Source organism: Haloarcula montana (assembly GCF_035666295.1).
In the GTDB taxonomy this organism is placed as follows: Archaea; Halobacteriota; Halobacteria; order Halobacteriales; family Haloarculaceae; genus Haloarcula; species Haloarcula montana.
On sequence record NZ_CP142029.1, the window covers coordinates 349,655 to 374,006 of the forward strand.

General features: G+C 59.6%; 19 protein-coding genes and 1 pseudogene. 11 read left to right on the top strand and 9 right to left on the bottom strand.

Going from position 1 to position 24,352, the window contains the following annotated elements; genetic code table 11:
• Positions 1 to 22: 22 nt before the first annotated feature.
• The gene (locus tag VJ109_RS19250) at positions 23 to 2,269 is read right to left on the bottom strand and encodes a hybrid sensor histidine kinase/response regulator (protein WP_324760990.1); all 2,247 of its coding nucleotides are present in this window, start codon (positions 2,267 to 2,269) and stop codon (positions 23 to 25) included.
• A 209-nt stretch (positions 2,270 to 2,478) separates the two neighbouring features.
• Between VJ109_RS19250 and VJ109_RS19255 the strand changes: the two genes are divergently transcribed.
• Together VJ109_RS19255 and VJ109_RS19260 are read left to right on the top strand one after the other, a co-directional pair.
• The gene (locus VJ109_RS19255) at positions 2,479 to 2,811 is read left to right on the top strand and encodes an AMP-binding protein (protein WP_324760991.1); all 333 of its coding nucleotides are present in this window, start codon (positions 2,479 to 2,481) and stop codon (positions 2,809 to 2,811) included.
• A 48-nt stretch (positions 2,812 to 2,859) separates the two neighbouring features.
• Complete coding sequence (locus tag VJ109_RS19260; RefSeq protein WP_324760992.1) at positions 2,860 to 3,024, top strand: hypothetical protein; 165 nt, start codon at positions 2,860 to 2,862, stop codon at positions 3,022 to 3,024.
• Here VJ109_RS19260 and VJ109_RS19590 read toward each other — a convergent pair.
• Positions 3,021 to 3,659 (bottom strand): annotated as a pseudogene (locus tag VJ109_RS19590) (transposase family protein). The gene VJ109_RS19260 and the pseudogene VJ109_RS19590 sit on opposite strands and share 4 nt — an antisense overlap.
• Positions 3,660 to 3,812: 153 nt before the next feature.
• Here VJ109_RS19590 and VJ109_RS19265 point away from each other — a divergent pair.
• From VJ109_RS19265 to VJ109_RS19290, 6 genes are all read left to right on the top strand, one after another.
• Positions 3,813 to 5,114 (top strand): MgtC/SapB family protein, encoded by a 1,302-nt coding sequence (locus tag VJ109_RS19265; protein ID WP_324760993.1) that lies wholly within the window; start codon positions 3,813 to 3,815, stop codon positions 5,112 to 5,114.
• A 318-nt stretch (positions 5,115 to 5,432) separates the two neighbouring features.
• On the top strand, positions 5,433 to 6,764 hold the full coding sequence (locus VJ109_RS19270; protein WP_324760994.1) for an ABC transporter substrate-binding protein: 1,332 nt from the start codon (positions 5,433 to 5,435) through the stop codon (positions 6,762 to 6,764).
• Between the two features lie 61 nt (positions 6,765 to 6,825).
• Entirely contained in the window at positions 6,826 to 7,716 is an 891-nt protein-coding gene (locus tag VJ109_RS19275; protein ID WP_324760995.1) for a carbohydrate ABC transporter permease, read from the top strand.
• A gap of 1 nt (position 7,717) precedes the next feature.
• The gene (locus VJ109_RS19280; protein WP_324760996.1) at positions 7,718 to 8,596 is read left to right on the top strand and encodes a carbohydrate ABC transporter permease; all 879 of its coding nucleotides are present in this window, start codon (positions 7,718 to 7,720) and stop codon (positions 8,594 to 8,596) included.
• Between the two features lie 21 nt (positions 8,597 to 8,617).
• Positions 8,618 to 9,787 carry an ABC transporter ATP-binding protein gene (locus VJ109_RS19285; RefSeq protein WP_324760997.1) on the top strand — a complete coding sequence of 390 codons (1,170 nt, stop codon included), beginning with the start codon at positions 8,618 to 8,620 and terminating at the stop codon, positions 9,785 to 9,787.
• Positions 9,788 to 10,296: 509 nt separating this feature from the next.
• Complete coding sequence (locus tag VJ109_RS19290) at positions 10,297 to 11,100, top strand: IclR family transcriptional regulator (protein WP_324760998.1); 804 nt, start codon at positions 10,297 to 10,299, stop codon at positions 11,098 to 11,100.
• Between the two features lie 68 nt (positions 11,101 to 11,168).
• Here the strand turns inward: VJ109_RS19290 and VJ109_RS19295 are convergent, their stop codons facing one another.
• Positions 11,169 to 12,362 (bottom strand): iron-containing alcohol dehydrogenase, encoded by a 1,194-nt coding sequence (locus VJ109_RS19295; protein WP_324760999.1) that lies wholly within the window; start codon positions 12,360 to 12,362, stop codon positions 11,169 to 11,171.
• 215 nt (positions 12,363 to 12,577) lie between these two features.
• Here VJ109_RS19295 and VJ109_RS19300 point away from each other — a divergent pair, with 215 nt between their 5' ends.
• Positions 12,578 to 14,092 carry an aldehyde dehydrogenase family protein gene (locus VJ109_RS19300; protein WP_324761000.1) on the top strand — a complete coding sequence of 505 codons (1,515 nt, stop codon included), beginning with the start codon at positions 12,578 to 12,580 and terminating at the stop codon, positions 14,090 to 14,092.
• 469 nt (positions 14,093 to 14,561) lie between these two features.
• On the opposite strand, the gene VJ109_RS19305 is transcribed toward VJ109_RS19300, so the two are convergent.
• Positions 14,562 to 15,824, bottom strand: a complete 1,263-nt coding sequence (locus tag VJ109_RS19305; protein ID WP_324761001.1) for an RNA-guided endonuclease InsQ/TnpB family protein — start codon at positions 15,822 to 15,824, stop codon at positions 14,562 to 14,564.
• Positions 15,821 to 16,225, bottom strand: a complete 405-nt coding sequence (gene tnpA, locus VJ109_RS19310; RefSeq protein ID WP_324761002.1) for an IS200/IS605 family transposase — start codon at positions 16,223 to 16,225, stop codon at positions 15,821 to 15,823. Before tnpA ends, VJ109_RS19305 begins: the two co-directional genes overlap by 4 nt.
• Positions 16,226 to 16,470: 245 nt before the next feature.
• Between tnpA and VJ109_RS19315 the strand changes: the two genes are divergently transcribed.
• Together VJ109_RS19315 and VJ109_RS19320 are read left to right on the top strand one after the other, a co-directional pair.
• Positions 16,471 to 17,727 carry a Zn-dependent hydrolase gene (locus tag VJ109_RS19315; RefSeq protein ID WP_324761003.1) on the top strand — a complete coding sequence of 419 codons (1,257 nt, stop codon included), beginning with the start codon at positions 16,471 to 16,473 and terminating at the stop codon, positions 17,725 to 17,727.
• A gap of 89 nt (positions 17,728 to 17,816) precedes the next feature.
• The gene (locus VJ109_RS19320) at positions 17,817 to 18,260 is read left to right on the top strand and encodes a RidA family protein (protein ID WP_324761004.1); all 444 of its coding nucleotides are present in this window, start codon (positions 17,817 to 17,819) and stop codon (positions 18,258 to 18,260) included.
• On the opposite strand, the gene VJ109_RS19325 is transcribed toward VJ109_RS19320, so the two are convergent.
• The 4 genes from VJ109_RS19325 to hutU form a co-directional block, all read right to left on the bottom strand.
• Complete coding sequence (locus tag VJ109_RS19325; RefSeq protein ID WP_324761005.1) at positions 18,257 to 19,858, bottom strand: N-acyl-D-amino-acid deacylase family protein; 1,602 nt, start codon at positions 19,856 to 19,858, stop codon at positions 18,257 to 18,259. The genes VJ109_RS19320 and VJ109_RS19325 overlap by 4 nt on opposite strands.
• Positions 19,859 to 20,066: 208 nt before the next feature.
• Positions 20,067 to 21,065 carry an NAD(P)H-dependent amine dehydrogenase family protein gene (locus VJ109_RS19330; RefSeq protein ID WP_324761006.1) on the bottom strand — a complete coding sequence of 333 codons (999 nt, stop codon included), beginning with the start codon at positions 21,063 to 21,065 and terminating at the stop codon, positions 20,067 to 20,069.
• 92 nt (positions 21,066 to 21,157) lie between these two features.
• Positions 21,158 to 22,549 carry a dihydroorotase gene (locus tag VJ109_RS19335; RefSeq protein WP_324761007.1) on the bottom strand — a complete coding sequence of 464 codons (1,392 nt, stop codon included), beginning with the start codon at positions 22,547 to 22,549 and terminating at the stop codon, positions 21,158 to 21,160.
• A gap of 2 nt (positions 22,550 to 22,551) precedes the next feature.
• Complete coding sequence (hutU, locus tag VJ109_RS19340; protein ID WP_324761008.1) at positions 22,552 to 24,261, bottom strand: urocanate hydratase; 1,710 nt, start codon at positions 24,259 to 24,261, stop codon at positions 22,552 to 22,554.
• Between the last annotated feature and the right edge of the window lie 91 nt (positions 24,262 to 24,352).

The window sequence follows — 24,352 nt, forward strand, 5'->3', positions numbered from 1 at the left end:
CAAGATACAGGGCGCGTATTCATCATATGTCGCCGGCTACGTCTCGGAACTCGAATCGTGCCCCGCCCTCGCTACTTTTGCTGAGAGATACCGTCCAGTTGTGAGCTTGAGCGATGCGGTTGACTATTGTGAGACCGATTCCACTCCCACTGAACCCTGTGGTATAGCCATGTTCGAAAACAGTATCGCGCTGTTCGGGATCGATCCCTTCCCCGGTATCCTCAACGAAAAACCCGTTATCAAGTGGCCCAACCCGAACGGTCACATCTGGACCACCGTGACCGACAGCATTTCGGAACAGATTCTCGAACAGTGTCGTAAATTGACTCCGGTCACCGGTTACAATACACTCCTCAGTCGAAAGCGTCGCTGATCGTGTATCGATCAAACTCCACGCTTCATGGGCGATCTCCGGAAGAGAAACAGGTTCATGTTCACCATCCGTCGTCCCATGGCGTGCGAGTGCGGTAAGATCTGTTACGAGTTCCTCGATTCGCGTGAGTGACCGCTCTATGTCATCAAGATTCGAGGCATCGCCGGTTTCTCGGTATAAATCGAGCCGGCCCGTTGCAACAGATAACGGATTACGCAGATCGTGAGAGACCATACTGGCGAACTGTTCAAGCCGCTCATTACGCTCCTCAAGTTCATCTTCCCGGTCTCGTAATTGCTGCTCCTGCTCGATCTGGTGAAGCGCGGTCACGAGATGGGTTGCGAGAAGTTCGCCAACAGTTTCGTCTTGGTGATCGAACTCCGACGGGGTCGGCGAGCCAGCGATCAAGATTCCGAACGCTCCAAGCGGCAAGTACAATTCGCTTCGGAGTGCAGTTTCTGGGTTGTACGTATCCAGGTCGTCACGGACATCATCGATAGCAACCGGAGATCCCTCTGAATACACGCGCCAGGCGATTCCTTCTCCGTTTTCGAATGTCGGAAGCTCACCGACCAAGTTCTGGATCTCAGTAGTGCTGGCCCTCGGAACGAGCCCATCAACTCCGTCGTCATAGAGATGAATCGCACATGCCTCCAGCCCAAGTACATCTCGTGCCGCTTCCACCCCGACCGCTGCTACTTCCTCGACCGTATCGGCATTCAATAACTGCGGTATGGTATGGTTGAGGTCTTCGAGTTGTTGTTCCCGGTGTTTGCGTTCCGTGATGTCTGTTGAAACCCCAAAGACACCATCAACCTCACCGGCGTTGTTTCTGGTAGGAACTTTGAGTGAGAGAAAAATCCGTTCAGCATCGCCTACAGTAATTCGTTCTTCGACTTCGAGTGGCTCACCAGTGTTGAGCACTCGCTGATCATTCTCCCAGACAGCGTCGGCCATTGCTTCTGAGTGAACGTCCGCGTCAGTCTGCCCCACGATCTCGGGACTCTGAAGATCGAACAATCGTTCGTACTCGGCGTTCACAAACACGTAGCGGCCATCAGCATCCTTCAGATACATCACAGCAGTCGTATTCTCCAGGATGAGTTGGAGCCGCCGGTCAGCCTCTTGCAAATCAGAGACGACGTGTTTCCGGTCGAGATGCGCAGTGATTAACTGAAGAATCGTTCTGAGGAGTTCTTTCTCTTCGGGAAGAAATGGGTCCGTCTCCTTCTTGGCTACTGTTGGGTCCACATAGCCGACTGTGAGTTCAAGTTCGGTGCCAGCGAGTGTCACGTCGTGAGCAGTCAGACAGTACGCTGGTGACTCGTAGTCCGATGACGTGAATGTGTCACCGTTCACAATGAGTTGTGCGACGGCTTGTTCTGGATATTGCAAAGATCGTGGGATGTACTCCACGATTTGCTGGAGTGGTTTCGTCGAATATTCCTGGTTCTCTGAGAGAAGATTACTGATCGTCTGGATGGCCGTGAGTTCTTTGAGTCGCTCTTTGAGCTGGTGTTCTGTCTGGTATTCAGCAACTGCGTGGCGTATTCTCTTAGCGAGCCGGTCGTACTGTTCCGTCCCCCGTTTTTGAAGGTAATCAGTAACGCCGGCGGAGATGGCCTGGCTGGCGATTTCTTCCGAGCCTTTCGCAGTGAATAAGATGAACGGCAGGTCGGGGTACTGGTCGCGTACTGACTCTAAGAATTCGAGCCCGGTCTGCTCGGGCATCTCGTAGTCACTGACGATACAGTTGACAGAATGAGATGTAAGATAGTCGTTCGCTTCGCCTAACCGTGTAGCCGTGTGAACCGTCGCCGAGGGGAGTTTTTGTTCGAGAAACGTCGCTGTAAGATCCAGAAAATCTGCATCGTCATCGACACAGAGAATATGCATTACGATGGAGGTGGGAACCAGCATAAAAAACGGTTCTGGTGAACCACCTCAACAGCATAGTGCTGTACAATACGACTCTACTGTTGTGCTTGAATTTGCTGAATACTCCCTCTCTAGTCGGGTTGTGGGGAGAACTGTGAAGACTGTCAGCCCGGTACGTACGTGTAGAAGATTCACAGTACGCGGCCGAGCGTCTGTATACGTACGCCGTGTACCCTCGAACGCTCCCCGGACTCTTCGACCGTGCCCTGCGGAAGTACGCCGACCGCACCGCGCTGAAAGACGGGACGCAGTCGCTGACGTACGGGGACGTCGACGACCGATCAGCGAAGGTAGCTGCGGCACTGGTGACCCTCGGTATGGAACAGACGGACCGGGTGGGCGTCCTCCTCGGGAACGCGGCGGAGGGGCCGGTCATGGATATCGGAATCGCGCGGGCTGGCGCGGCACGGCTCCCGCTCAATCCACAGCACAGCACCCAGGAGTTACAGTACCTCCTCACCGACGCTGGCGTGGAGACCCTCGTCTGTAATGCGGCATGACTGGATACCGTCGCGGCTGTTGCAACGAGCATCGACTCGCTGCGAACGGTGGTCGTCGTCGGCACCGACGACCCACACTCGGTCGACGCCGTCGACCTCCACCACTACGACACACGCCTCGCCGACTACGACGGCGACGCCGACACGCCGTCGCCCGACCCCGAGGACGTCGCCGGCCACTACTACACCGGCGGGACGACGGCATCGCGTTAAGTTTGGCGTGAATTGTGGTAGATAGCGAAGGCTTCGAGCCACTCTTGAGCTGTCTCTAGCTCGACATGGCTAAAATTATTCGCAAATAAGAAGGTTCGCTGTTCTACTTCCCAAAAAATATGTTCGGTAGCATTCCGATCTCCCTGTGTAAGCGTCTAAAATCGGTAGTCATCTTCAGCCAGAACTGGACCGAGATAATCAGCACCGTCGATAAGAAATAGCACGTCGTCAAGCTGATATCGATGGTGGAGCTCGGCCAAAAACCACCGCGTCTCTGTTTTGTCGCCGTCGGAAAGAGGCTGACGTGCAGGATTTCGTTCGTTTTGGGATTAACAGCGCCGTACAGCCAAAATTTCTGCCCATGGGGGGCAGATCGTCTTTTCGTCGACCGCGAGTTGATCCGCAGTCACCGTTGGGATCGGCTGTAGATCGGCCTTGTGAACCCACTCGTGGATCGAGACATGACTGCGTTGGACCTCAAACTTATCGAGAACTTTACTTGTATACAGAAGTGATATAATCGTCAGATAACATTGGATGCCCACTTGAAACGCCGACTCGGGAGTCCGTCGACGCTCCACGAACGACAAGTCGAGCCACACGATAGATCCACTGAGGCGGTCGAATTCGGTTATACATACTCTGAGTTCGTCCGTCTCATTCTCTAACGTAACGCGACCCCAACCTCAAGGCCAACACCTATTACTTATCAGTATAGTTGTTTCTATATAGAACATAGTAGTATATAGGCTATATAAAAATGACGGAACCACCGCTTGTAAGCTAAGATGACTGTACTGAGTGCAATCGCGAATACGGCTGTTTTCGGAGGTATAGAGGGGATAACTGTCGATCCTGAGATACTGCACCTTTTTATTGCAGGTGCGCTGGGGATGCTGCTTGGACTCGAACGAGAGTGGGCAAACAAGTCGGCGGGCATCCGCACGTTTACCCTGACCAGCCTGGTCGGGGCTGCCGCAATGTCGCTCAACGAGACGATCCTCCTCGCTTCTGGAGGAGCATTGGTTCTCGTACAGGGGGGGTTGCTCGGGATTCGGGGTATCGTCGCACAGTGGACCGGCGACGATGGTGACCTAGAGTCTGGCTTATCCCTGACAACGTCGACCTCACTCCTTGTCGCGTACGCGGTCGGAATTTTGGTCGGAGCCAATCACGTCTTGATCGGCGTCATCATCGGCATAACGTCGTCGTTCCTGCTAGTTCTTCGGAGAGAGCTACACGAGTTTGCGAACCAGTTATCGCGAGAGGAAGTCCGTAGCGCCGGTGAGTTTGCGATCATCTCATTTGTCGTGTATCCGCTCCTGCCTGGCGGAACGTACGGGCCGTGGGATGCGATTGATCCGAAACTGGTCTGGATGCTGGTGATCGCGGTCAGTGGAATCGGGTTTGTCAACTATATCGTGATGCAACGATACGGCAGTAGGGGGATCGCTGTCACTGGCTTTTTCGGCGGTTTGGTGAACTCCACCGCCGTGATCGGTGAAATTGCGGGCCGTGCAAAGAACAATGTGGGAATCACAGAGCTCGCAGTGGGAACGATACTAATAGCTGATGCAGCGATGGCGGTCCGGAATTTAGCGATCATCGTTGCATTCGTCCCCGAGTCGGCTGTCAGCGTTGGACTGCCGCTCGGTCTGATCGCCATCAGTGGCGTCGGACTCGCTTATTACGATAACGACTGGGAGGGTGATCTCGAACTGGATTTCGACTCGCCGTTTAGCAGCGCGAATGCGCTGAAGTTCGGCGTGCTCTTCCTTGCCGTCTTGATTCTCACTGCTGGCGCACAGCGCATCTTCGGAACAACTGGCTTCCTGATTACGAGCTTCCTCAGCGGCATCGTTTCGAGCGGCACGACAACAACGACTGCAGTGACGCTGACATCGACTGGTCAGATATCGCCGGCAGTAGCGGCACAGGGTGTGCTGGCAGGAACCCTCTCCAGTATCCTCGTGAAAATCGGGTTTGCAGCGAGTATCAACCGTTCACTGTTAGCGCCGGTAGTGCGAAAGTCACTCTATCTGTCGCTGATCGGAATCGGTGGTGTGGTCGTCAGTCTCCAGTTGACATGAACAGGCAGAGCTATCGGAGGGAGTGGTACGAGGGCCGCCGCGGCCCCTGCGGCAAACGAAAGGCCTGTGATTTCGTCAGCAGCGGTTTCTGCTGACGTATCACCGTTCGAGATGCGGGGGACCCTAGGTGACGTACACCAGAGCTATTATTACTCTCGACGGAACGGTGTATCGAGGGGAGTCATTAGTTCTCTCGCCTCACTTTTCATGCTTAACTAAACACTACCCTCCCAAATATAATAAAAGTTTAATAATCATGCGATACTGCAAGATAAATGCATGGTGAGAGATACCTATCGTCGAAGCTTTATTAAAGGAGTGGGCGCCGCAACCATCGTCGGGTTGGCAGGCTGTAGCGGGGATACCGGCGACGGATCAAGCGGCACCGACAGTGGGACCTCAACCGGCGGAACGACGGACGGAACGACGACAATCGAGTTCTGGCCTGCGTGGGGAAGTTACTACGAGGAGACGTTCAACGAGATGATCGACCGGTTTGAATCGAACCACGATATCACCGTCGAGACGTCGGCACAGGGGTCCTACGGCGAGGCGCAGAAAGCCGTGTTCTCTGCTGCCAAGGCCGGCAACGCCCCGGACATCGCGCACCTCGGCAAGAACAGTACGGTCATCGCCCGTGACACAGGCTATTTCAAACCCATCGGAGATGTCATGCCCGACCTCGACACGAGCCAGTACATCGGGCCGGCAATCGGCTGGAGTGAACTGGAAGGCAAACTCTGGTCGCTTCCGTTCAACAACTCCCAGATCCTCCTGTACTACAACAAGGACCACTTCAGAGAGGCCGGCCTCGATCCGGAGTCACCGCCACAGACCTTCCAACAGGTCAAGGAGTACTCACAGCAGATCGTTGATCAAGGCGTTGCTGAGAAGGGGATCAGCTGGCCAAACGTTGCCTGGTGGACGATGAGTTGGCTCTCGGAACAGCAACAACTGTTCTGTAACAAAGAGAACGGTATGAACGGTGCGCCGACTGAGACATTCCTGGCCAGTGATGCCGCGGAGACGATGTTCGACTGGTGGATCAACGACATGGCGGACCTCTATCACTACCCCGGCAAAGACGACTGGGGGGCGTCCGAAACGGCGTTCAGGGAGGGAACAGCGTCGATGCATATGAACTCATCCGGTGGGCTGGCGTACCTCCTCGGAGGATTCCGTGACAAGGGGATTGATGTCGGCGTTGGCCGACTGCCGACACCGAACATGGAGCACGGCGGCCACAGCACCGGTGGCGCTGCCGTCTGGGTGACGGACAAAGACCGGAGCAATGCCAAACGCGATGCAATCCGGAAATTCCTCCGGAGTATGACAGGACCGGAACAACAGGCGCTGTATTTCAAAAACACCGGCTACTTCCCGTCGCACAAGGAGTCAATCACTCAGCTCGAAGACGAGGGCTTCTTTGCCGATAATCCGCTCTACGACACCGCGTTCAATCAGCTTCAGCAGTGGGAAGCTGTGCCTGCGACCCAGGGGATCTTCATGGGAACGCTTCCCCGGACAACGGATCTGATTATCGACCAGACTGACCGGATGTGGCAGGGTAAAGATGTCGACCAGGCGCTGGCTGACATGAAAAGCGAGGCTGATGAACTCCTCAGCTCGTATGAGCGGGTCTCGTACTGAGCCCGGGTAGTTGGATAGAGTGATGCATTTTATAATAGTTGGCTTGATTGAGGACTAACATATGCAGGTGTACCGCAACCGGATTCAAGGCGTCCTGTTGTTGCTACCAACGCTCGTCGTGAGCCTCGCGTTCTTTTATTGGCCGGCCTGGAAGACGATTCAACTGAGTCGTGTCCGCACTATCGGGGGCGTACAGAAGATCCCGAACGGCTGGGACCACTTCACGACGCTCGCGACCAGCGGTTCGTTTCAGTATTCTGTGTCGATGAGTTTCGTGTTTGCGTTCATCGTCGTTGCCGGGTCGATGCTCATCGGACTGTACCTCTCCTATCTCATCTACCGCGTGTCGGCAGGGCAAACGGTCTACCTTGTCGCTGCGATCTTCACGTACGCGCTCTCGTTCGCCGTGACTGCCAACATCATGGACGTCCTGTTCAATCCGACCGTCGGCTTGTTTAAAGAGGCGCTCACGGTGGCGACACAAGCTGTCGGAATCCAGTTTGCGTTCGACTTCACGACGAACCCGCTGTGGGCCTGGATATTCGCGACCGGGGCCACAATGTGGAAAATGATCGGATACAACGTGATATTCATGATGGCGGCACTGAGTGGAATTCCCGAGTCGATCAACGAAACCGCCCGGATTGACGGGGTTGGGAGCTTCCAATTGGTCACCAAGGTGTACATTCCGATGATCTCCCCGACACTTGCGTTTCTCGCTATCGTCAACACGGTAAACGCGTTCTTCCTGCCGTTCCCGGTGATCCAGGAGATTTCGGGCGGGCCGAGTAACACACTAAACATCCTGATATACGATATCTGGATGACGTACAACAACAGCGTCATCGGGCTTGCGTCGGCGAAATCGCTCGTGCTGTTCGCGATTGTCGGGCTGCTCACTGCCGGACAGCTGTACCTCTCAGATCGGTTTGCACATTACGGGGGGACCTGAGATGGCGAGCGAACAGGGCCAGACGACACAGCGGGACGGTCAGCTGATAGACCTCACCGTGGTCAAACAACGGCTCCGCCAACAGCCCGGCCTGCACCTGAGCTTGATCGGGTCGCTGGTCGTCTTGGCGCTGCCGGTCATCATGACCGTGCTGATGAGCACGCAACCGAGTACAGAAATAAGTAGCAGCACGCTCGCCGGAATCGGGTCGGAGGGACTGAGCAACTACCAGCAGGTGCTTTTTGACGCCAATTTTGCGACCTATCTGGTCAACTCCCTGATTATGGCGCTCGCGATTGCCGTCGGGAAAGTGGGCATTGCGCTGCTTGCGGCACTCGCATTGGTGTACTACGACCTCCCGTTCAAGCGGCTTATTCTGCTGTTCATCCTATTCACCTTAGCGCTCCCTGTGCCGGTCCGTATCGTTCCGATGTACGAAATCATGGTCTCGCTCAACTGGGAGAATTCGATGCTGGGACTCGTCGTCCCGTATTTCGCGAGCGCAACATCGGTGCTTCTGCTCAGACAGCATTTCCGCTCGATATCGGATTCAATGGTCGAGAGTGCGAAGCTCGACGGAGTCAGCCCGCTGAAATTCCTGGTTTACGTGCTGATACCGATGTCGAAAAGCATGATCGCGGGACTGTTCACCATCGCCTTCATCTGGGGGTGGAACCAGTACCTGTGGCCGCTGATAATCATCAACGACCAGTCAAAGCAGGTGCTCCAGGTCGGCCTCGCACAGCTCAACCCGACCGCTGGCGAAGCACTCTGGGGGCTTATCATGGCCGGCGCAGTCATTACGTTGCTGATTCCGATGGTGCTCATGCTCGCCCTGCGGGAACCGCTGCTTGACACAGTCAGTATGCAGACCAAGTAATCACTGAGACACACGAATCCTATGACCTCAAACACAGACGCGATCCCCATTACGCTCAACGGTATCGGTAAACAATACGGCGATGTCACTGCTGTCACTGACCTCGATATGGCGATCCAGCCCGGCGAGTTCCTGGTCATCGTCGGGCCCAGTGGGTGTGGCAAGAGCACCACCCTTCGGATGATTGCCGGGTTAGAGGACATCACCTCCGGTGAACTCCGGTTCGACGGAACCGTCATGAACGACGTAGAACCCAAGGACCGCAACGTCGCGATGGTGTTCCAGAACTACGCGCTCTACCCCCACATGAGCGTCGCTCGGAACATGAGCTTCGGCATGAACTCGGCCGGCGACTACACACAGGAAGAGATCGACCAACGGGTCGGGGAAGCGGCCGAGACGCTCGGGATCTCGGCGTATCTGGACCGCAAACCCAACCAGCTCTCAGGAGGTGAGCGACAGCGCGTGGCGATCGGACGCGCCCTCGTGCGTGATCCCGATGTCCTGCTGTTGGACGAACCGCTGTCGAATCTGGACGCGAAGCTCCGTGTCGAGATGCGCTCCGAACTGGCCGCACTCCACGACAAAGTCCAGACCACATCGGTGTATGTCACCCACGACCAAACCGAGGCAATGACCCTCGGTGACCGCGTGGCCGTTCTCAACGAGGGCGAACTCCAGCAGATCGACCCGCCACAGGAGCTCTACGACCGGCCAACCAACAAATTCGTCGGCGAGTTCATCGGGAGTCCACAGATGAACTTTCTCCCCGTCGACGTCCGGACAGCCAACACCCAGCCGCTGGTAACAGGCGAGACCGGCGAAGCGACGAGTTTCGAGGTCGCACTCGGTGGTGCCCCGCAGGTCGAGTCCGGCCCCTACACACTCGGCGTCCGGCCGGAGGACCTGTACCCGGTCGATACGTTCGACCACAGCCCAAGGGAGCCAATCACGCTCGAGGTGGATATGACCGAGCCACTGGGTGACGTGAAACTCGTGTACGGAATGCTCGCAGGCCAAGAGATCATTGTGCAGGTAGACCCACATTACGAGGTGGAAAAGGGAGAGCGGATAGAGTTGGTCGCTGACCCGAACAAGCTACACCTGTTCGACCGGCAGACCGGTGACTGCGTCTATCACTCGTACGATGTCGCCGAAGAGCAGCAGGTAGAACAGGGATCACAGTCTTGAGCAGGTCGGGAAGTCACCGCGGCAACGCATCACTGTAACAGAATTCGATCACCGTTTTTTGTGCGCTGCTCAACTCGCCGATGATGGCCTTCGAGTAGTGTCTTTATGTAAAAAGTCAGTCAGTGGCAGTCCGCGGCCGCTGGACTGTGCATCGATATTCGTGAACGCCTCACGGGGCACTGGGTTCGCAGACTGGAAGGTGTGTACGGACCTCTGCTCCCAGCCTGTACTGTTTCGCTGAATCGAACTTTTAAACAATGTCCTCAACCGCCCGACCCATTGCTTCGCTACCAGTGTCCGTGGGTTGATGTGTCTATACAGGGCGCTCGTCAGAATAATAGCCGTACGTCTGTTATCCAAGCCGCGTGTCCCGCTATCTTGTTTCGCTCAGTCGAACTCCAGAGCGTTGTCATGTTATACTGTGACACAGAGGGGGTGCGGTGGGGAGTAAGGCCCAATGAGTTTCGTTCTACCGTACTCTTATATTGATTCGGGCACTGGCATCACGTATGACTGAAACAGACGAACAGTACACCGTCGAAACGACCCAGCAATCGCTGCAAATTCTCGATATCGTGGCGGAGACGGGCGGGACCAGACTCCGGGAGATACAGTCAGAGCTGGACGTCGCCAAGAGTACGGCACACAAGCACCTGCAGACGCTCCAGGCAAACGGCTTGTTAACCAAACGCGGGGAGACCTACCACGTCGGATTGAAATGTCTGAATCTCGGAGAAGAAGCCCGGAGTCGGTGGCCCGGGTCACCGCATATCGACGAAGCGATCGGAACCCTGACAGAGCGGACAGAGGAGGAGTGTGACTTCGTGGCGCCGGATCGAGGCCGGATCATCACTATCGCCGAATCCTACCACAAATGGGCCAAATACGACGATTCGGGACGCGATGGTGGGTCGAAAGATTACCGTGCGCGGACGGGGTCGTACTACCGGATGCACGCGACTGCGTCCGGGTTGGCGATCCTGGCGACGTATCCACGGGAGAGGGTGGACGCGATCATCGACCGATGGGGTCTCCCCGCTCGAACAGAGTACACGATCACCGACCGCGAGCAGTTGTATGACGAGCTCGCGACGATTCAGGACCGCGGGTACGCCATCGACAACCAAGGCTACACTGAGGGGATGCGAAGCGTCGGGAAGGCCGTGCACGGCTCTGGCGAACAGGTGATCGGCGCACTCAGTATCTCGGGTCCGACCTACCGTGTGGATGGGATGGTGCTCGAAGAGGAGATCCCGAACGCGTTGGTTGCTGTCGTTTCGGAACTCGAAGCCAAGCTCGGTCAAGCCAGGTGAGCGGCGACCTAGTGGAAGGGAGGATCTCGCCGTCCCTGATCGTTCCCAGGGCTGGCACAGCGGCTCTGTCAGTACGCGTCCTGGGCTATCTCGTAGAGGTCATCGACATCGGCCGCCCGGGGGTTGTCGTGGATTTCAATGGTGTCGAGTGATTTCTCGGCGATGGTCCGGAGGTCCGATTTCTCGACACCCACCTCCGAAAGCGTCGAGGGCAGGTCGACTTCATCGATGAGCGCCTCGACAGCGTCGACGGCTGCATGGGCGGCCTCGGTGTCCGAGAGTCCGGATACGTCGACCCCCATCGCGTCCGCGACCTCGGCGTACCGCGTGGGATACTCCGCAAGGTTGTACCGCATCACCGGCGGCGTGAACACAGCGATCGCCTCGCCGTGGGGGATGCCGGGATACATCCCCCCTGTCACCTCTGCCAGCGAGTGAATTGCCCCGAAACCGGCGAAGTTTTCGCAGAACCCCGCCATGTGAGAGCCAAACAGCATCTGCTCACGGGCTTCCATCTCACCGGTCTCGTAGGCTTCTGGGAGATACTCCGGCACGAGCCCCATCACGTGGCGTGTGTATGGCTTGACCAGTTCCGGTGCCCCCGCTGCGACGTGATTTTCCAGCGCGTGCGAGAACGCGTCAAAGCCCGTCGCAGCCGTCTGGCGTGGCGGCAGCGAGGCGGTCAGCTCCGGGTCCACGAGCGAGATCTCCGCGCCCAGGTACGGGCCGTTCGGGTACAGCGGCGGCTGGCCGATCGCCATCTTGAACTCCCGCTCTTCGGACGTGATTACGGCCCAGTAGTCGACCTCACTGCCTGTGCCAGCCGTCGTTGGGATGGTCACCAGGGGATGGGTGTGGTTGTCGATGTTGCCGGCTGTGACCTCCTCGGGTGTACTGACCTCATACTCCTCCAGGTCACCCTCGTTGGTCGTCATCAAGGTCGCACATTTCGCCGTGTCGATGACGCTTCCCCCGCCGACGGCTACGACTACGTCGTGACCTCCAGTGGTCAGGACCTCGACGGCTGCTGACACCATCGACACCGTCGGGTTGGGTTCGACCTCATCAAACACATCGTATTCGATACCCGAAGCCTCCAGTGATGAGAGCACTCCGTCCAGGATGCCGGCCTCACGGATCCCTTGGTCGGTCACGACCAGCGCACTGTCCCACCCCTGAGAGTCGATCACATCCCCTGTCCGGTCGCTTTTGCCGTTACCGAACTCGACCCAAATCGGGAACGAAAGGGTGGACTCGTTCATCGTCATCGGCGCTCCCCTGTGGTTTCCGAGCGGTTGGGACACGCTACACTGCGCACGCAGCAAGGGCTGTCTTGTCGCATTCATGCCAATTTTTATCCCATCAAATATTAATGTACTGGTACAAGCAAAGACATACAGTACCGTCGTGGGGAACTGAAACACGCTCGCTGGACACCAGCCGGTACTTTTTACTCCTAACCATTCGATCGCATGGTATGGGTAGTCAACCTCCCGACCGGAGTAGTCTCTACCGTGCTCACGTCTCAAAACACGATGAGGTGCGAGCCGGTGCTAAATTCGAGGCGTGGATCAACGGCGAGACACACACGACCGACGATACCGTTGCAGTCTACGACCCTGTTATCGACGAGCAGATACTCACTGTGCCTGACTGCACGGCGACCGAGGTGGATGCGGCAGTGACTGCGGCCTGGGACGCGTTCGACAGGACGTGGGAGTCGACGGTCCCACGCGACCGGTCCTCGCTGCTGTTCGAGTGGGCGGACGTGCTCGAAGACCATCTTGACGAACTCACACTGCTTGAGTGTCTGGACTGTGGAAAACCAATTTCACAGGCCCGGGGTGAGATAGAGGGGGCTATCGATACGCTGGAGTATTACGCGTCAGTCTGTCGTGCACAGCGGGGCAGTGAGGCGCCCGCCGCCACCGACCTCCACCTCTACATGAAACACGAGCCCTACGGCGTCGTGGGTCAAGTCGTGCCGTGGAACTACCCACTTTGGGCGGCCGCGTGGAAACTCGGACCAGCCTTGGCCGCTGGGAACGCCTGCGTGCTGAAACCCTCCAGTGAGACACCGTTATCAACGCTCCGGGCCGCGCAGCTCTCGGCTGATATTTTCCCGGATGGGGTGCTTAATGTCATTACGGGTAGTGGAAGTACAGCGGGGAAAGCACTCGTGGAGCACGACGACGTGCGGAAGGTTTCTTTCACTGGAAGTACCGAAGTCGGCAGTGGTGTGATGCAGGCGGCGGCGGACCGTGTCGCGCCTGTTACGCTCGAACTCGGTGGGAAGTCACCGTTTATTGTGTTCCCTGATGCTGACCTCGACAAAGTTGTTGACGCAGTCGCTGACGGGATATTTTACAGCACTGGCGAGATCTGTGATGCGTTGTCCCGGGCACTGGTTCACGAGTCTATCGTCGACGAGTTCACCGAACGGTTTGTCGAGAAGGCAGAGTCGTACGTTCTCGGGGACCCACTGGATGAGGCAACCACGATGGGACCACTCACCTCGGAGGACCAGTTCCAGACAGTCACCGACTACATCGAGACCGGCCAAGAAGAAGCAACACTGCTGTGTGGTGGTGGACGGCCCGACGATCCCGCGCTGGCTGACGGCTGGTACGTTGAACCTACTGTTTTCGGTGACGTATCAAACGACATGACGATTGCACAGGAGGAAATTTTCGGCCCCGTCCAGACAATCAACACGTTTGCTGACTACGATGAGGCAATCTCCCTCGCAAACGACACCAAGTACGGGCTTGCTGCTGGGATCGGTACCGAGCGTACTTCGCGCGTCCATCAGACGGCAGATGACCTTGATGCCGGGCTCGTGTATGTCAACGAGTACGGACCGATCCTGCCCGAAGCACCCTACGGCGGGTTCAAACAGTCCGGGTTCGGGAAAGACCTTGGATTAGAGGCACTAGACCACTACCGCCGGACAAAGAGTGTATACGTGAACCTTGACGATCCGTCGTTGTAACTTGCCGAGACGATTGGTCAATAGCCGGATCTCTTCCTAGACATACACTATATGTATCCACTCTGATGAGTGTTATTCTTCTTTGATGGATTTGGCACCATAACTCAGGTATTATTTGTCTGCTCGGAACCACTCGTCGACAAGCGTACCGAATACGATACTCGATATGCTGATGCGGCGAAATCCGTCCGCCGACTCTCACTCACGCCGTTCGAGGCTCCCTATGGTACTGTCCGAGAAACTAGCGACCGTATCGATATCGTGTATCAGACTGCAGACACCGCTATCGAGACACTCGAATCGGACGGCGTCGTCGAAGAGATAACCGGCAACGAATAGAACCGCGTCTTCAGGGGCGGGAGGATGTCAAAGACGTCGTTGAGCGGCCCGCAAACCACTCCTTTGTGCCTCATTCTCTGATAACATCTGAACACTTCTGCGTCGGAGAACCGGTACGATGGTCCGTGAACTACCCCTGCCTACTCGCCGCCGTTGGCGGCTCCTTGAGGCAGGGGCTTCCTGGTTCGATGACGCGCTTTGCAGGAACCACCGTGGTTCCCGCAGGGAGCGCAGTCTCCACAGGCGTTCCTTCGGAGTGACCCACTCCTAGTTTGGCGAGTCCGCGAGAAAGTATGTTCCACGCCGCGTTTGCGTCTCTGTCCACCTCAAGCCCGCAGGCAGGACAGGAATGTTCACGCACCCACAGCGGTTTGTCGGTTTCGACGCCACACTTCGCACACTCTTTGGTTGTGCCTTCGGGTTCAACTTCCACGAAGTGTGTGCCCTCACGCTTGCACTTGTGTTCAAGAATATCGGTGAAGGTGTTCCATGCTGCCGACGCCGTGTTGCGACTGTTACGCGGTGATTCTAGCATGTCTTTCACGTCGAGGTCTTCGACGGCGACCAGTTCATACTCCCGAGCGTAGTAGTTCGAGAGTTTGTGCAGGAAGTCACGCCGCTTTCGCTTGATGTCGAGATAGCACTCAGCGACACGCCGACGTTGGTTCTCCCAGTTGTTCGACTCGTACTCTTTGCGTGAGAGTTTCCGCTGCTCTCGTTCGAGCCTGTCGCGTTCTTCCGAGAGGTCGAGTGATTCGACTGCTACGCCGTCAGTATCGTGGACGTACTTCAGAATACCCACGTCGATGCCGACCATCTCGTCAGTGTCAATATCCTCTAGACATGGCTTGGCTGGCTGGTCTGTGTCCATCTCGATTCCGAAGATGGCGAACCACTCGCCGGTTTTCTCCTTTTTGAGCGTGACTTCTTTCACGGTGGCGTTGTCGGGCAGCGGTCGGTGGAGTTCGATGGGAATATCTGCGAGTTTCGACAGCGACACCACGGTCTGACCACCCTTCTTGTCGAGTTCGAAGCCAGACTGGTTGTAGGTGAAACTGCGAAACTCCCGAGGTGACTTCCACCGAAGTTCACCGACGTTGTAGCCTTGTTCTTTGAGTTTCCCGAGAGCAGTGATGTTCTTGGCAATCCGCATGACAGTGGGCTGAAGCACCTTCGAGTAGATGTCGGTGAGTGTATCCCACCAGTCTTTGAGGTCGGGAAGCTCGTCACGGATCATGCGGACACGCTGTTTGACGGTGCCCTCGTCTTCTGGAATCTGGTTGAAGCGGTACAGCGCGTGATTATAGAGTTGACGACAGGTATCGCGGTGGTAGTCCAGCGTCTCACGCTGGCGTTCGGTCGGCTTGAGGCGATACCTGTAGTTATAATTCATGCTCGTTGGTTTTCGACGTACTCTTTCAATACATCCAGTGACACTTGTCCTGTCGAGAGGAGACAGTACGAGTCGTTCCAGAATGAGTCGCCCCACAGGTCAGTTTTGAGTTCATCTTCGTACTCGTTGCGGATGCGTCGAGCAGTTGCGCCTTTGACAGTGTTGATGAACTTCACGAGGTCTGTGGTTGGCTCAGCCTGGAACAGGATATGAACGTGGTCGTCTTCGCCGTCGAGATTGGTCAGTGTGACACCGTACTTGTCCGCGAACCCCTCGATGACCCCACGAATGAATTGGGTTCGCTCCTCGGTGAGCACACCACGCCGATACTTGGTGGTGAGTATCAGGTGGTAGTGGAGTGAATGCACCGAGTGCGCTCCCGTGTCGAGGTCGTACTCCATTGGGTTCAATCAATATTTGTATACCCTAGTAGAAAGAAGTTACGACTACGTGGGCCTGTGGGCCATCAACAGAACAGTGTATGGAAGATGATGACGGCGCTGTATCCCCTCCCTACTGTGCTCCTTGTCCGCTTGCGCGGACTGCGTGCTCCTTGAGGGAGGGGGCTTAGCGCCTGCTATCAGCTAAACAGGACCACCCGAACGGTGGTCACGGATTTATGAACGGGGCGGCGAAGCGTAGAGATATGCACGTCGATACGGACCGTCTGCGTGAGGATATCGAGGCGAACGCACGGTTCGGGGCAGTCGATGCGTCCAGGGGCGTCGGCCGGACCGTTCTGACCGGCAGCGAGGCGGACAGGCAGGTCAGAGAGCGCTTCGTCGAGCGGTTGACTGCGGCGGGCCTGTCCGTCCGTGTCGACCCTGTAGGAAACATCGTCGGTCGCTGGACGCCGGCAAGTTGCGATCCGGAGGCCGCACCGGTCGCGGCCGGGAGCCATCTGGACTCCGTGCCTCGGGGTGGAATCTTCGACGGGCCGCTGGGGGTCTACGCGGCGCTGGAGAGCGTCCGTGCCATGCAGTCGGCCGATGTTGCTCCCGACCGGCCGATTGAGGTTGTCTCGTTCACGGAGGAAGAGGGGAGTCGGTTCGGTGCCGGAACCCTCGGGTCGTCCGTGGCGGCGGGACAGCGGACGCCCTCGGAAGCGCTGTCGCTCACGGACGACGACGGTGTCTCCCTCGAAGAGAGGCTGCAGGGCATCGGCTTCGCCGGCGACGACACGGTTGAGGCCGATCGGTGGGATTCGTGGGTGGAACTCCACGTCGAACAAGGGACGACGCTCACGGACACCGGTGCCGGAGTCGGTATCGTCGACTCGATTACGGGCATCACGAACTGTGAGGTGTGCATCACCGGCGAGGCAGACCACGCGGGTTCGACGCCGATGAACGAGCGAACCGATGCGTTCGCGGCGGCATCGGAGTTCGTCCTCGATCTGGAACGTGCCGGTCGGGACTGTGCCGAGACGAGCGACGCCGCCGTGGCGACTGCCGGGAAGGGATCTATCGCGCCGAACGCGCGAAACATCGTCCCCGAACGCGTGGAGTTAGACCTCGATATCCGGGATGTCGACCACGACAACATGACGCGGATGGTCGAACGCTGTCGGGACAGCCTCGCGCGGTTGGAGCAGAGTCGGGGCGTGGACACGTCGATAGAGCGGTACCGGGACAGCGCCCCGACGCCCTGCAGCGACCGGTTTCTCGTAGCGGCCGAGACTGCGGCGACAGCGACCGGCGTCGAGTCGGTACGGCTGTCGTCTGGCGCGATGCACGACACGGCCAACGTCGCCGCCGTCACCGACGCCGGCCTGCTCTTTGCGCCGTCGGAAGGCGGCTACTCACACTCCCCGCGGGAGTGGACCGACTGGAACGACTGCGCCGCGGCGACGGCCGTGCTCGCGGAGACCGTTCGCTCGCTCGCATCGGACGACAGCGAATGACCGGCGGCGCGGGTCCAGTTGGGGGGAGGGCTGTCGGACCACCATCCGGAGGGTGACGTTTTTTCCCTGATATCGATGATGGTGGGGCTGTGACCAGTTACGCTATCAACCCCCCGGAACTCAAAGACGCCCGGGACATCGGCTACAACCACGCGCGTATCGACGGCGGGACCTTCTACATGGCCGGGCAAGTCGCCATGGACGCCGACTCGACGGTCGTCGGGGACGACATCGAGACGCAGGCCCGGAAGGCCTACGAGAATGTCGGGATTCTGCTCGACGCTATCGACAAGGGCTTCGGCGACATCTCGAAGGTGACGACACACATCGTCGATCCGGCCGAACACTACTACGACGGCTACAAGGAGGTCTACTGGGAGACCTTCGACGAGCCGTACCCGTGTCACACCGTGCTCGGCCACGACCAACTGGCCAACGAGGAGTACCTCGTCGAGATCGAGGTCGAGGTCCCCCTCTCGCCGGCCGACATCGAGACCATTGAGGCCGACGGCGAGACGATACGCGAACTCTAACGCGACGCCCGGAGCGCCTGGCCGGGGGCCGCGCCGGTCGTCTCGCCGTCCCTGACGACGAACTCGCCGTCGACGAGCACATGGTAGATGCCCTTGGGGTGTTGTCTGGGGTTGTCGTACGTCGCCGGTGAGGAGACGATATCCGGGTCGAACACGACGAGATCCGCGTCCATCCCGGGGCGAACGATGCCTTTCGTGTCCAGCCCCATCGACCGCGCGGGCAGGGAGGTCATCTTCCGGACGGCCTCCTCCAGCGACAGGAGATCCGCCTCGCGGACGTACTTGCCCAGCACCCGCGGAAACGCCCCGTAAACCCGTGGGTGAGGGTTTCCGCCGAAGAGCCCGTCGGTGATGACGTTGACCCGCTCGGAGCTGAGGATGTCGCGCACGTCATCCTCGTCGATGAAGTGGTTGATGACACTGACGCCCAGTTCCTCCTCGGCCAGCAGATCACAGACGGCGTAGACCGGCTCGGTGTCCCACCGATGGGCCAGTGCCGCGACGGACTCGCCCTCGACATCGCTGTTTGCGTCGCTCTCGACGGAGGCGATAACGACGTTCTCCCAACCGGAGTAAGCGCCGGGGTTGTCCCAGCCCTCGATGCGGTCCTGTTCGATGTCCGCTCTGATGCGCTCGCGGGCCTGCTCGTCACGGAGGTATTCGACCGTTTGCTCGGGTCCCTCGGCGTGGACCCACGGCGGCAGAACGTACGACAGCAGTGTGTTGCTCGCTGTGTAGGGGTACTGATCGGCCGAAAAGTCGACGCCCCGCTCGCGGGCCGTTTCAACGAGCGCCAGCGCCCGGTCGGACTTGCCGTGCTGGAGCGGGCCGCCCAGTTTGAAGTGCGAGAGATGGACCGGCACGCCGGCTGTCGCGCCAATATTGACGAACTCGTCCAAGGCGTTCCAGATGTCCCCCCGCTCGCTGCGGATGTGGGCGACGAACGGACGGCCGTACGGCGACAGTTCCCCGGCCAGCGCGGTCAGTTCCTCGGTCGTGGCGTAGGAACACGGCGTGATGACCAGCGCCGTCGACAGCCCGAACGCCCCCTCGTCCATCGCTTCGGCGACGAGGTCCCGCATCTCGGACAGTTGTTCGTCGGTCGGCTCCGCGTCCTCCATCCCCAGCACGTTAAACCGCACCGTCCCGTGGCCGACCAGGGTCCCGACGTTCGGCGCGACGCCCGACTCCTTGACGGCATCGAGATACGCGCCGACGCCGCCCCACGTCCACTCGTGGTCGACCCGCCCGGCTAAGCCAGCCAGCTGATTCTGCCACTCTTCGGAACCACCCTCCCGGTACATCGGGGCCATCGAGAACCCGTCTTGGCCGAGTATCTCCGTCGTGATGCCCTGCCGGACCTTCGGCGCGAGCGTCGGGTCGGAAAACAACTGGAGGTCCGAATGCGAGTGGGTGTCGATGAAGCCTGGCGAAACGACGTTCCCGCCGACATCGACGACGGTCTCGGCGTCCATCGACTGCTCCGGAACGCGACTCACGTCGGTTATCTCGCCGTCTTTGAGACGGACCGTGCCGCGGAACCACGGGGCACCGGTCCCGTCGACGATACGGGCGTTCGTGAGAAGGATCGTACTCATGGCGCTACTGTGGACCGGCAACTCGCGTATATATACACCCCCCATATGGGTACGGAAGGTTACGCTGAAAAGACCAGGCCAAGCACGGACAGCGTCACCACGCTGGCAGCGAGCAGCGCCGCGACGGCTATCGCCCGCCAACCGCGGTCAAGGGCGGCCACGCGTCCCGCGGCCGTCGCCAGCAGTCGAGTCGCGCGGTCGCCATCGTTCAGACTTCCCGGGTGAACGTCGGTATCAGGTCCGTCATGCTCCGCAGGCCCGGTTCGGCGGCGATGACCGTCGGGGCGACGTTGGCGACGACCGCGGAGGTGCTCACGTCCCCGTGGTAGCCACCGTCGACCGTGACGGAGACGGGCGGTTCGCTCTCGAAGTGGACCTCGTCGCGTGGCTCGTCGGCACCGACGTACATCTGCAGGTCGAGCGTGATGCGCTCCTCGCCGTCCGCGTAGCCGCGTGCGACCTGCCGGATGCCGGCCACCTCGCCGGCTTCGACAGTGAGATACTCCGTCTCGACGCGATCCTCCGCGATGACCGGCTCGATGGTCTCCTCGATGTCGTCGATGTCGAAAGACAGCGCGTCCCCGAGCATGGCGACGGATTCCGTGCTCCCGACGTGGCCCGCCTCGGTGGCGATTTCGCGTTCGAAGGCCTCGACGGTGACGCCAGCCCCGACCTTCCGCTGTAGCGGCTCCCGGCGACTTGCGGCATCCTGTACCCGCTCGACGGTGACGCGGTCGACGCTGGCCATCGGCGTCGAGAGGAACGCCGGCATCGTGTCCATCACGAACCCGGGGTTGATCCCGGTTCCGAGCACCGTCGCGCCGTTGTCCGTCGCTGCCTCGTCCAGTTCGACGGCGGCATCCGGCGCGGCCCACTGTGGGTACGCGAGTTCCTCGGTCGTTGAGACGATGTTTGCTCCCGACTCGACGATCTCCAGTAACTGCGGGAGCGCGGTTTCAACATCCGAAACCGTCGAATGGAAGACAACGTCTGGGTCCGCGGCCAGCGCCGCCGCCGCGTCGTCGGTCACCTCGACGCCGACGGACTCGCCGAACCCGGCGACCTCCCCGAGGTCGGAGCCGACCTTCTCCGGGTCGATGTCGACGGCCCCGACGAACTCAAACCCCGTCCGGTGGGCGGCGTTCGCGATGCGGCTTCCTATCGGCCCGATACCGTACTGAACAGCGGTTGGTGTCTCGTCTGTCATGGCTGTGATGCCGGCTACCGTCTCCGGCGTTCAGTACGTGACGAACGCCGACTGCGCGGGTATCTCATCCCGCTCCGAATGGAGGGGCAATGTCACCCATCCCGCTCGTCGCCGGCGACTATCGGCCGGTCGATGTGTGTGCCGTGGCCTGGCGGGGCGGTTACCTCCCCGTTCTCGTAGGCGATTCGCCCGCGGACGAGCGTCTGGGTCGGCCATCCGGTCACCTCCCGCCCGGTGTACATCGTGTAGTCCGCGCTGCTTTGCAACAGCTCCGGGGTCACCGTCTTCGTCTCTTCGATGTCAGCGACGACGATGTCGGCGTCAGTCCCCGGACGGAGCGACCCCTTCTTCGGGTAGATATCGTACGCCTTCGCGGCGTTGGTGCTCGTCACGGCTGCGACGCGCCGGAGCCCGAGGCGGTCCTCGTGGAGCCCCTCCGAGAGGACGAGCGGGAACAGCGTCGCTGTCGACGGGGAGCCCCACATCGACTCCCAGATGTCCTCGCCGACCTTGTTCGCCCGCTTGTTGGCGATGTGGTCCGTCCCGACGATGGAAAGGGTCCCCCCGGCCAGATGCTCCCAGAGAGCATCCTGATCGGCTTGTGACCGGATCGGCGGGTTGATCTTCATCCGGTCGTCACACTCCTCGCTCGTCAGGCAGAGATAGTGCGTACAGGTCTCGCCGGTCACCCCGTACCCCATCGACTGCAGGCGGGCCAGTTCCTCGGCCGTCTCCTTCGCGCTGACGTGGACGGCGTAGAAGTCGTCGTCGTAGCCGTGCTGTCGGGTGTGTGACGCGCCGGCGACGAGGCTCTGTGCCTCCGCGTATCCGGGGAACCGCTCGACGATAGCGTCGTACCCGTCCCGGCCGGCGTCCTGTAGCTGCTCGGTCAGGTGAGCCGTTATCTCGGCGTTCTCGGCGTGGTACGCGAGCGTCGTCGGTTCGTCGACGGCGGCCAGTTCCGAGATGAAGTGGTCGGCCACGTCGTCGAGCAGGTTCTGCTCCAGGCCGAACCGCTCCGCGGCCTGCAGTTTGTAGTTCATGTACCACTTGAACGACGTGATACCGAACTCGTCGATGACCTCGTCTATCTCAGTCGCGTGGGCGTGCGAGAGAAGCCCGAGTGTGAAGAAGTAGTCGTGGCGGTAGTTTGACTCGGCCGTTTTGAAAAAGTCGTCCATGATAGCGGGGTAGGACTTCCCTCGTCGGAAGATGTTCCCGGTCGTCGTGACACCCCCAACCAGCCCGGAACGGGACTCCGTGTCGGCGTCGTCGGCTAACGGCCGAAAAAGACCGAAGTGGGTGTGTGGATCGATGACGCCCGGAAAGACGTGCCGGCCGGTGGCGTCGATAGCTCGCTCGCCGTCGATGTCGCCGGCCGTCGAGACGGTCGTTATCAGCTCCCCGTCGATACCGATGTCGGCCTCGAAGATGCCCTGTTCGGGGCTGACGACCGTGCCGCCTTTGATGACAACGTCGTGCATCGTCACTCCTCCGGCCCGTCCTCCATCGGAATCTCGATACCGGACCGGTCGGCCTCCCGCAGTGCCTTCTCGTAGCCGGCGTCGGCGTGGCGCATGACCCCGCTCGCGGGGTCGACGTCGAAGACGCGGCGGGCCTTCTTTTCGGCCAGTTCCGAGCCGTCGAGGACGACATGGTTGTTTGTCGAGGTCACTTCGCCGACGGCCCCGGCGCTCGAATGGAGGCTGACGATGTCGGCGCCGGCGGCGCAGTTCAGCAGGGCGTTGAGGATGGGCCAGTCGGCGACGGCGTCGGTCCCGTCTTTCATGTCTTCGGTGGCCTCGTTGGGGTTCGCGATACTCCCTCCGTCGAGTTGGTCGCGCGTGACCACTATCGGCGCTGATATCTCGCCCTCGGCGACGAGTTCGTTCACCCGGAGCGCGAACCGGGCGCGCTCGCTCAGTCCGTCCTCGCCGGCCTGATAGCCGAGCCAGCAGACCCGCGCGGGCAGTCCTTGGAAATCGACGTGTTCCTGTGCGAGGTCGATCCAGCGCAACAGCGAGTCGTTCTCGGGGAACAGCTCCTCGATAAGCGCGTCCGTGCGGTCGATGTCTTCGGGGTCCCCCGAGAGAGCGACCCACCGGAAGGGGCCACGGCCCTCACAGAACAGTGGCCGGACGTACTCGGGGACGAACCCTGGGAGGTCGTGGGCCTCGGTCATGCCGCGCCGGTCCGCGACCTGTCCCCGGATGCCGTTCCCATAGGTGAACGTGACCGCACCCTGCTCGTACATGTCCAGCAGCGCCCGCACGTGCCGTTCCATGGTGTCGAGGCTCTCCTCGCGGTAGCGGTCGGGGTCGCGCTCACGGAGGTCGTCGGCTTCTTCGATCGTATAGCCGAGCGGATGGTACCCCGTCAGTTCGTCGTGGGCGGCGGTCATGTCCGTGACAACATCGGGGACGAACTCCCGGTCGAGCATCCCTTCCAGCAGCGAGACGACGTTGGCCGGGACCGCGATACTGCGGGCTTCACCCGCCTCAATCGCCGCCCGTGCACGCTTCAGCGCCTCCTCGACCGAGGCCGCCGACTCCTGACAGTACCCCTCGTCGATGCGGCGCTGGATTCGCTCGTCGCTCACTTCAGCGACGAGACAAACGCCGCCGTTCATCGTGACCGCGAGCGGTTGGTTCCCCCCCATCCCACCCAAGCCGGCGGTCACCACGAGACGGTTGGTCAGGTCGCCGTCGAACTCCTGTTCGGCGACCGCGGCCAGCGTCTCGTAAGTGCCCTGTAACACGCCCTGCGAGCCGATATATCCCCACGATCCGGCGGTGTAGTTCCCCATCATCATCTTCCCGTCCGTCTTGAGCCGCCGGAACTCCTCCCAGTTGTCCCACTTGCTCACGAGGTTCGTGTTGGCGATGAGTACGCGCGGGGCCTGCTCGTGTGTCCGTAGCCGGCCGACGGGCTTGCCCGACTGGACGACTAGCGTCTCGTCGCTCTCCAGTTCCCGGAGTGTCTCGACTATCGTGTCGTAGGCGTCCCACGAGCGAGCCGCCTGTCCGACACCGCCGTAGACGACGAGGTTCTGGGGGTCTTCGGCGACTTCGGGGTCGAGGTTGTTGTTGAGCATGCGGAGAGCGGCCTCCTGTCGCCACCCCTCACACTCGATCTCCGTCCCCGTCCGCGCGCCTCGGTACTCGCGCCACACGTCGCTGGGTGTCTCGCTCGCCATAGGGTCACTGCCCCCAATTACCGCAAATAAATAGCCTCTCCCCTCGGAGGGTCAATGTTTTATTCCGCTCGCGCCGCCTCTCGGAACACTG